This window comes from Phormidesmis sp. 146-33, assembly GCF_052939515.1.
In genome coordinates this window covers 1-2,967 of record NZ_JBJPHU010000243.1, presented here as the reverse complement: position 1 = coordinate 2,967, position 2,967 = coordinate 1, and the positions used below count along the sequence as shown (strand labels likewise).

At 52.4% G+C, this 2,967-nt stretch carries 1 protein-coding gene; it reads left to right on the top strand.

What is annotated here, in order from left to right:
* Positions 1-196 precede the first annotated feature (196 nt).
* Positions 197-2,296, top strand: a complete 2,100-nt coding sequence (locus ACJ2PR_RS35515; protein WP_446880586.1) for a CHASE2 domain-containing protein — start codon at positions 197-199, stop codon at positions 2,294-2,296.
* Positions 2,297-2,967: the final 671 nt, after the last annotated feature.

Genomic DNA, 2,967 nt, shown 5'->3' with positions numbered 1-2,967 from the left:
GGGGGCAGAAGCGCTGAAGAACGAAGCAAAAAAACCTCATCGAATTCACGTTAATAGGCAATAGGAACAGCCAATGAGGACGTGCTGAAGGCACAATGGTGAAAGCAGGGGCTAAATATCCAAATTCACCGCTGAATGCTAGTAGATGCATCTTCCTCAATGAAGGCCCTGTTCTCTAGAGACTATTGACTGACCTATGTGGAAACCGCTCAAAGAGCGCATCGTCCAGGGACAGCGCATCGGACTGATTGTTTTTGGTGTGGCGGGTGCCGCGATCGCCTTGCAACTCACCGGAGGCTTGCAGCTACTGGAGTGGGCCATTCTCGATCAGTGGTTTCGGCTGCGCCCACCAGAAGCCGGAGCATCTCGTGTGGTCGTGGTGACGATCGACGAAACGGATATTAGTAATCTCGGAGCCTGGCCCCTCTCTGATCTGACGCTGGCCACCCTGATCCAAAAACTTGATCATCAGCGGCCCAGAGCGATCGGACTGGATCTATACCGAGATCTGCCCGTCGAGCCGGGACGACAAGCGTTACTCAAAGCCTTTGTCTCAACGCCTAACTTATTTGTGATTGAGAAAGTGGTCAGTGGGGCAGACGGCCCGGCAATCAAAGCCCCCGTTGGACTAAAGAGCCGAGACCAGGTAGCAGCCAGCGATTTGGTACAGGACGGCGATGGCAAAGTGCGGCGGAATCTGCTCTCTGTGCGGGTCAATCGTAAATCTCCTGACAACCAGCCCAAAACCCGAACAACGCTGACTCTAGGCGCAAAGTTAGCCCTCGCCTACCTAAAGGCTGAAAACGTTTTGCCTCAGCAAAATCCCGATGGTCAACTCCGGTTAGGAAAAGCTAACTTAGTGCCGCTACAAGCTTTTGAGGGGGGCTACGTGCGAGCCGATGCGGGCGGCTTTCAGATCTTGTCTAACTTTTATCGCTATCAAGCCGGGACACCAACCGTTTCGCTGACTCAGGTCTTGAATGATCAGGTGCCAGCTAATCTGATGCGCGATCGTCTCATCGTCGTGGGGTCAATCGCCGAAAGTGTGAGCGATCGCTTCTATACCCCTTTTACAACAAATTCTCAGTCTGCCTGGTCTGGGGTCGAGATTCACGCGAATGTAGCCAACCAGCTTTTGAGTGCGGCGTTAGAGGGTCGGCCGCTGCTGCGGGGCGTTCCTGAGTTACTAGAGTGGGGCTGGATTTTGGTTTGGTCGGGCGTGGGGGCGGCCTTGGGTTCACGGCTGTTTTCGCTGCGCTGGACGGTCTGCGCCATTGGTCTGATTGGCATCAGTTTGGGAGGCAGCGCTTACCTGTGCTTTTGGCTGGGGTGGTGGGTCGTGGTGGTGTCGCCGGGGCTGGCGTTGGCTGGGTCGGCGTTGCTCAGTCGCGGACTCTTGATGTGGACTGATTTGAAGGTTTCGCACCAATCTTTAGCAGAGTATTCTAGAACCCTGGAAATCAAAGTCCAAGAGCGGACTCAAGAACTGCGAGAGAAAAATCTGGCTCTAGAAAACGCCAAACAGCAGGCAGAAGCGGCCAATCGCGCCAAGAGTGCCTTTCTAGCCAATATGAACCATGAATTGCGAACGCCCTTAGCGATTATTCTCGGTTGTAGTGAAATTTTGGGCTACGACCAATCGCTCAATACTCGCCAAAAAGAACGACTGGTGACGATCGACCACAGCGTGCAGCATCTTCTCAAACTGATCAACGACGTATTAGAAGTCTCCAAAATCGAGGCGGGAGTCGTCGCCCTAGAAGTGGAACAGGTTGACCTCTGGGAGTTGCTCAAAACGCTAGAAGAAATGTTTCGTCCGCAAGCCACACTCAAGGGGTTGACGCTGACCTTTGACCTCGCGCCCGATCTGCCCCACCGGATCGAAACCGATGCCAATAAGTTGTCTCAGGTGTTGATCAATCTGCTGAGTAATGCGTTTAAATTTACCGATCGCGGCAGTGTCAGTTTGCGAGTAAAGGTAGGGTGCTGGTCTCGACCTATGGAGAGCGAGCCGGAAAGCGTCGGCTCAGACGACTCAATTGACTCCGACTTTCCCACGTCTCACACGCTTCAGTTTGAGGTAGAAGACACTGGATATGGAATTTCTCCAGCAGAAATGGACAAACTGTTTGAGGCGTTTGTGCAGACTGAGGCAGGACGAAAATCTAAGCGGGGCACGGGGCTAGGATTGGCCATCAGCCAGCAGTTTGTCAAATTACTGGGCGGTGAGATTTGTGTAGAAAGTACGCGCGATCGCGGGTCATGTTTCTCCTTTGGCATCAAAATTCCTGGCTAGAGGGTCAGTTCGACAATTTTTTCGCTTCGTTGCCTAGCACGTCTGCCTCCCAAGCTGCCAATTCTGAGAGACTTTAAGGGATTTTCGGTGAAAGGCTCCGCACTGGTAGGGAATTTGGGGACGGACTGAACTGACCGCAGCGAGCGGTTTTATGGAATTTACCTTAAAGCAACGTGAATTCGATGAGGTTTTTTTGCTTCGTTCTTCAGCGCTTCTGCCCCCCAAACCCCCCAAAATTGGGGGACTTTAAGACAAGATTTTGGGTTCAAAGTCCCTCACTCGTGGGGGATTTAGGGGGCTGCCTAGATTAACAACCGCAGCGAAAGATTTCATCGAATTCACGTTAAAGCACGGTTCTCCGAACTTCTTCGATCGAAAGGTTATTTCAGAGAGTTTGCTAGAATTGAGGAGCGATTCACTACGGGCACAAAGTTTGATCGGGTAGGGGTGTAGAAGAGCCGTTGAGCGCACCGTTGGGCGCAGTTGGGCGGCAGAAAACACAGTCTGTCAGGCAGTCCTTAAATAGGGAACCCGATTCACGACCCTCTTCACGACTAGAGAAAACGGATCGAAGTATTTAGAGCCTTCTCCTACGGACTGTTGACGTTAGGCGGTCTTTCTCTGTGTCAACGGGGTTCAATTTTTGAGACCTCTCCAACCTTTGCCCCCGA

Excerpts from the sequence above, each read along its gene's own strand:
- ACJ2PR_RS35515 (WP_446880586.1), top strand. The coding sequence starts at position 197 with ATGTGGAAACCGCTCAAAGAGCGCATCGTCCAGGGACAGCGCATCGGA.